This window comes from Clavibacter lycopersici (assembly GCF_003576405.1).
GTDB classification, from domain to species: domain Bacteria; phylum Actinomycetota; class Actinomycetes; order Actinomycetales; family Microbacteriaceae; genus Clavibacter; species Clavibacter lycopersici.
In genome coordinates this window covers 1-5,525 of record NZ_QWGT01000190.1, presented here as the reverse complement: position 1 = coordinate 5,525, position 5,525 = coordinate 1, and the positions used below count along the sequence as shown (strand labels likewise).

The 5,525-nt window shown below is 75.0% G+C and carries 5 protein-coding genes and 1 pseudogene; 3 read left to right on the top strand and 3 right to left on the bottom strand.

The features are described from left to right. Nucleotides 1–342 precede the first annotated feature (342 nt). Both DZG00_RS11705 and DZG00_RS11700 read left to right on the top strand, forming a co-directional pair. A complete protein-coding gene (locus DZG00_RS11705; RefSeq protein WP_119383071.1) occupies nt 343–1,449 on the top strand; it encodes a VIT1/CCC1 transporter family protein in 1,107 nt (368 codons plus the stop codon). A 62-nt stretch (nt 1,450–1,511) separates the two neighbouring features. Next, nucleotides 1,512–2,198, top strand: coding sequence for a HEAT repeat domain-containing protein (locus tag DZG00_RS11700; protein WP_119455647.1), 687 nt, complete (start codon nt 1,512–1,514; stop codon nt 2,196–2,198). Here DZG00_RS11700 and DZG00_RS11695 read toward each other — a convergent pair. Next, nucleotides 2,195–3,091, bottom strand: a complete 897-nt coding sequence (locus DZG00_RS11695) for an alpha/beta fold hydrolase (RefSeq protein ID WP_119382987.1) — start codon at nt 3,089–3,091, stop codon at nt 2,195–2,197. The two genes, DZG00_RS11700 and DZG00_RS11695, sit on opposite strands and share 4 nt — an antisense overlap. Before the next feature lie 149 nt (nt 3,092–3,240). Between DZG00_RS11695 and ectB the strand changes: the two genes are divergently transcribed. Continuing rightward, a complete protein-coding gene (gene ectB, locus DZG00_RS11690; RefSeq protein WP_199688992.1) occupies nt 3,241–4,575 on the top strand; it encodes a diaminobutyrate--2-oxoglutarate transaminase in 1,335 nt (444 codons plus the stop codon). A 61-nt stretch (nt 4,576–4,636) separates the two neighbouring features. On the opposite strand, the gene DZG00_RS11685 is transcribed toward ectB, so the two are convergent. After that, entirely contained in the window at nt 4,637–5,299 is a 663-nt protein-coding gene (locus DZG00_RS11685; RefSeq protein WP_119455646.1) for a response regulator transcription factor, read from the bottom strand. Then, nucleotides 5,296–5,525, bottom strand: a pseudogene (locus tag DZG00_RS11680) (HAMP domain-containing histidine kinase); the annotation flags it as partial. The gene DZG00_RS11685 and the pseudogene DZG00_RS11680, both read right to left, overlap by 4 nt.

Here is a 5,525-nt window from a genome sequence, read left to right as displayed (position 1 = left end):
GGCACCGGGTGGCGCTGCGGCTGCTGTGCGCGGTCGCGTGCGCGCTGCCCGTGCTGCCGCTCGTCATCGTGCTGCTGCCGCCGGCCTGAGCGGGCGGGCAGCGCGGGCCCGCTCGGGGCCGTGCGCTAGTGTCTCCTCTCGAAGGGGAGTAGTCCCCCCGGCCTCCGCGCCGGACGGCGATGCGTCGACATGCTGGCCCCCGGGCCCGGTGCATCACCCGCCACGAGCACGCTTCCCGGTGGGCGGACGAGACCTTCGGCCAGACGAACGACTTCGCGCACGCGCGCCGTCGCGTCGGCCGGAGACCCCGCGGGTCCCGGTCGTCGCCCGACCGGAGGACCCATGACCACCATGCCCCCTGCCCGAACGCCCGATCCGACGCCCGCCCAGGTGCGCCGCTGGCGGCAGTACCTCGCCGACGAGCGCGCCGAGGCCGCCGTGTACCGCGACCTCGCGGGCCGCCGCACGGGCGAGGAGCGCGACATCCTGCTCGCCCTCGCCGAGGCGGAGGGCCGCCACGCCGACCACTGGATCGAGCTGCTCGGCGACCGCGTCGGCAAGCCCGTGCGCGGCGACGTCCGCACGCGGATCCTCGGCCTCCTCGCCCGCCGCTTCGGCTCCGTCTTCGTGCTCGCGCTCGCGCAGCGCGCCGAGAGCCGGTCGCCGTACGCGGACGACGCCGACGCCACCGACGCGATGGCCGCCGACGAGCGCGTCCACGAGGAGGTCGTGCGCGGCCTCGCCACCCGCGGCCGCATGCGCCTCTCGGGCACCTTCCGCGCCGCCGTCTTCGGCGCCAACGACGGGCTCGTCAGCAACCTCGCGCTCGTGCTCGGCATCACAGCCACGGGCGTGCCCAACGCCGTGATCCTCGCCACGGGCCTCGCGGGCCTCCTCGCCGGCGCGCTCTCCATGGGCGCGGGCGAGTTCGTGTCCGTGCGCTCGCAGCGCGAGCTGCTCGAGGCCTCGGCGCCGGATCCGGGCACCCGCGACGCGCTCCCCCACCTCGACGTCGACGCCAACGAGCTCGCCCTCGTCTACCGCGCCCGCGGCATGACGGAGGAGGAGGCGCTCGCGCACGCCGACGAGGTGCTGCGCGACCTCGCGGCGGAGACCCGGCCGATCCCCGTGACCATCGCGGGCGTCGCCGCCGAGGACGACCACGAGAGCGTCGGCACGGCGTGGGGCGCGGCGATCTCGAGCTTCTGCTTCTTCGCGTCCGGCGCCGTGATCCCCGTGCTCCCCTACCTGTTCGGCCTCCAGGGGTTCGCGGCCCTCGTCATCGCGTGCGTGCTCGTGGCCATCGCGCTGTCGATCACGGGGGCGGTCACCGGCCTCCTCTCGGGCGGGCCGCCGCTGCGCCGCGCGGGACGCCAGCTGCTCATCGGCTTCGGTGCCGCCGGGGCCACCTACCTGCTGGGGCTGCTCTTCAACACGCAGGCCGGCTGATCCCCGGCCCCGCCGCTCGCGGGCGGCGGGGCCGGCCTGCCGCAGCCGATACGGTTGACGGCATGGCTGACGGAGATGACCCCCGCCGTCGCGAGGACTCCCTCGCGACGCGCATGAGCGACGCGGTGTCGCGCACGAGCGAGCGGGAGGTCGCCCTGCGGGCGATGGGCCTGCTGGACGGCCTGTACGAGGGCGACGACTTCCTGCTGCTGGTCGGCGGACGCCACGCCCGCGGGATCCTCAACGGCGCGCCTCCCCTCTACTGGCCCGAGGCCTGGGGTGCCCGCGCGCTCCTGTACGCCTGGACCCCCGAGGCCGCGAAGGTCGTCGAGAAGAACCTCACCAACCGCGCCTGGCGCGTGCGCGAGGCCTGCGCGAAGGTCGTCGCGGCGAGGCAGCTGCCGCTCGTCCGCGCGCTGACCGTGCTGGTCACGGATGAGAACGCCCGCGTCCGCGGCGCCGCCCTCCGCGCGCTCGGCACCGTCGGAGGCCCGTCCGACGAGGACGTCATCCGCCGCGCGCTGACCGACCCCGACACCTCCGTCCGCGTCGCCGCCCACGACGGCCTCGAGGCCCTCGCGGCCCGCCACCCGTCCGTGCTGTCGCCCGCGGGCCGCCACGCGGCCGCCGCCGCGGAGGCGACCGGCTCGGGGACCGCCGTCGACGAGGACGAGGACGAGGACGACGCCGCCGACATCGGCGACGCGACCGACTCCGATCACACCGACGAGGACGCCGACCGCTCCTAGTACCCCGACCGCTCCGCGGGATCCGCCGGCAGCGACGCGAGGAAGTCCTCGACCAGGCCGGCGAAGAGGTCCGGCCGCTCGATCTGGGGCATGTGCCCGCAGTCGGGGATGAGGCGGGTGCGCGCGTCGGGCAGCTCCCGCGCGACGGCCGCGAGGTGCGCGGGCGGGAGGATCCGGTCGCGGTCGCCCCACACCGCGAGCACCGGCAGGCCGGACAGCCGCACGCTCTCCACCAGCGGCCGGCGCCAGCGGGAGCTCACGCCGCGGACCGTACCGAGGTCGCGCGCGATGTCGAGCATCGTCGCGGCATGGGTCGGCCGGGCCGAGAGCTCCTGCGCGTGCCGCACGCGCTCGTCGGTCGTGAGCGCCGGGTCGTGGAAGATCGCGCGGGTCGACCGCCGCGAGTTGCCGGGCGACGGGCGCATGAGGAGCGTCGCGAGCGGGTCGAACGCGAGCATCCGCAGGCCCGCCGTCACCTGGCGCCCGAACCCGGCGCTGTCCGCGAGCACGAGCGCCCGCACGCGATCCGGATGCCGGGTCGCGAGGGTCATCGCGACCGCGCCGCCGAGCGAGTTGCCGACCACCGTCACCGGATCCGCGATGCCGGCCGCGTCGAGGTACGCGGGCAGCGCGTCGGCGAGGGACTCGAGCGTGGTGGGACCTGAGACGGGATCCGACCAGCCGAACCCGGGCAGGTCGAGGCTGTGCAGCTCGTGGCCGCCGGAGAGGCGCGCGTGCTGCTCGTCCCAGTCCTCGAGGCTGCGGCCGATGCCGTGCAGGAGGAGGAGCGGATCCCCGGAGCCGGTCACGCGGTGCCGCACCCGCCGGTCGCCGACCCGGATCATCGCGGTCCCCGGGGCCCGGAGCGGATCGACGTCCCCGGAATCGGCCATGCCGCGACCCTACAGATATCCCCCGCCCGAGGGATTCCTGCGATGTCGGGAGGAGGTGCGACGATGGAGGGGCTGCGCATCGCAGCGCCTTCCCCGTCGCCCGGAGCCACGAGCCCCGCCCGACGTGCGGCGGTCCACGCAGGTCGCCGATGAGCATCAAGGAGCGACACGGCATGACGATCTTCGAGCAGATGGAATCCGAGGTCCGGAGCTACAGCCGCGGCTGGCCGGTCGTCTTCGACCGCGCGGTGGGCAGCGAGATGTTCACGGCCGACGGCGACCGCTACCTCGACTTCTTCGCGGGCGCCGGCGCGCTCAACTACGGGCACAACAACGCCGGGCTCAAGCAGAAGCTGGTCGACTACATCCTGCGCGACGGGGTCACGCACTCCCTCGACATGTTCACGGAGGCCCGCCGCGACTTCCTGCAGACGTTCCAGGACGTCATCCTGCAGCCGCGCGGGCTCGACTACCGCATCATGTTCCCCGGCCCGGGCGGCGCGAACGCGGTCGAGGCCGCGCTGAAGCTCGCGCGCAAGGTCACCGGCCGCACCACGATCGTGCACTTCACCAACTCGTTCCACGGCATGACCGAGGGCGCGCTCGCGGTCACCGGCAACGCGCTCAAGCGCGGCGGCGCCGGGCACCCGCTGCACCACGCGGTCGCGGTGCCGTTCGACGGCTACCTCGGCGGAGAGACCGACAGCCTCGCGTACTTCGAGAAGCTCCTCGACGACTCCGGCTCGGGCTTCGACAAGCCGGCCGGCGTCATCGTCGAGACCGTGCAGGGCGAGGGCGGCATCAACGTCGCGACCCCCGAGTGGCTGCGGAAGCTGCGCGACCTGTGCACGCGCCACGGCATCGTGCTCATCGTCGACGACGTGCAGATGGGCTGCGGCCGCACGGGCGGGTTCTTCAGCTTCGAGGAGTCCGGCATCGTCCCCGACATCGTCACGCTCTCCAAGTCCATCGGCGGCTACGGCCTGCCCATGGCCCTCACGCTGCTCAAGCCCGAGCTCGACCAGTGGAAGCCGGGCGAGCACAACGGCACGTTCCGCGGCATCGCGCCCGCGTTCCTCACGGGCGCCGAGGCCATCCGCCTCTACTGGGCCGACGGCGAGCTGGAGGCGTCCACGCTCCGCAAGGGCGAGCGGATCCACGAGGTCTTCACCGAGATCGCCGCCTCCGTCGCACCGGAGATGACACTGAAGGTGCGCGGCCGCGGCCTCGCGCGCGGCATCGAGTTCCCCTCGGGCGAGCTCGCCGGCGCCGTCTGCCGGGCGGCGTTCGAGCGCGGCATGCTCATGGAGACGAGCGGCGCCGGCGGCACCGTCATGAAGGTGCTGCCCGCGCTCACCATCACCGACGCCGAGGTCGAGGAGGGGCTCGCGATCATCCGCGAGGCCGTCCGCGAGGTGCTGGGGTCGACGAGCGAGGAGCTCGCCGCCGACGAGGTGCCGCTGCCGGTGGCCGTCGGGAGCTGATCCGCTCTCCGCCGCCTCGACGGCCCGGCCCCGCACGCGCGGGTGCCGGGCCGTCGTGCGTCTACCGCGGCCGCAGGATCCGGTAGCGGTGCTCCGGGCGACCCGTGGATCCGTAGTTGAGCTGCACGTCCACGACACGGTCGCGGGCGAGGGCGCCGAGGTAGCGCTGCGCGGTGGCGCGGGAGACGCCCACACGCTCGGCGATCTCGGGGGCGCTGAGCTCCTCGTCGGACGCGGAGAGCGCGTCGAGCACGGCCTGCTCGGTGGCCGGCCGCTCGCGTGCGGAGACCCGGCCGGGCCGCAGGGCGTGGATGGCGCGGTCGATGCCGGCCTGGTCGAGCGGGCGGTCCGTCGCGAGCCCGGCGCGGAAGGCCGCGTAGGCCGCGAGGCGCGCCGTGAGCAGCTCGGGCGCGAACGGCTTCACGAGATAGGAGACGGCGCCGCCGCGGAGGGCGCGGCGGACGGTGGCGGGGTCGTCGGCTGCGGTGACGAGGATCACGTCGGGCTCGATGCGCCGCACCAGGTCGACGCCGCTGCCGTCGGGCAGGTACGCGTCGAGGAGCACGAGGTCAGGGCGGGACGTGTCGAGCACGGCGAGCGCCGCCCGCACGCTGCCCGCGGTGCCGACGGCGCGGAACCCGGGCGCCTGCTCCACGATGCCCTCGTGCAGGCGGGCGATGCGGAAGTCGTCGTCGACGACGAGGACGGTGAGGTCGTCGGTCATGCGCGGGCTCCGTGGGGGTCGGGGTCGAGGGCGAGAGGGTCGTCGGGGGCGGGCGGATCCGCGTCGGGCGGCTCGACGACGCCCGCGAGACGCGCGCAGAACACCGCGCCGGACTCAGCACGAGGAGGCGGGCCGCCGGGATCCGCGACCCACACGTCGCCGCCGTCGCGCCGGGCGATGTCGCGCACGAGCGGCAGCCCGAAGCCGAGGCCGTGCGCCGGGTCCG

Bases quoted from the DNA above. Each gene is read 5' to 3' on its own strand.
- DZG00_RS11705 (WP_119383071.1), top strand. From the start codon at position 343: ATGACCACCATGCCCCCTGCCCGAACGCCCGATCCGACGCCCGCCCAG.
- DZG00_RS11700 (WP_119455647.1), top strand. From the start codon at position 1,512: ATGGCTGACGGAGATGACCCCCGCCGTCGCGAGGACTCCCTCGCGACG.
- DZG00_RS11695 (WP_119382987.1), bottom strand. From the start codon at position 3,091: ATGGCCGATTCCGGGGACGTCGATCCGCTCCGGGCCCCGGGGACCGCG.
- ectB (WP_199688992.1), top strand. From the start codon at position 3,241: ATGAGCATCAAGGAGCGACACGGCATGACGATCTTCGAGCAGATGGAA.
- DZG00_RS11685 (WP_119455646.1), bottom strand. From the start codon at position 5,299: ATGACCGACGACCTCACCGTCCTCGTCGTCGACGACGACTTCCGCATC.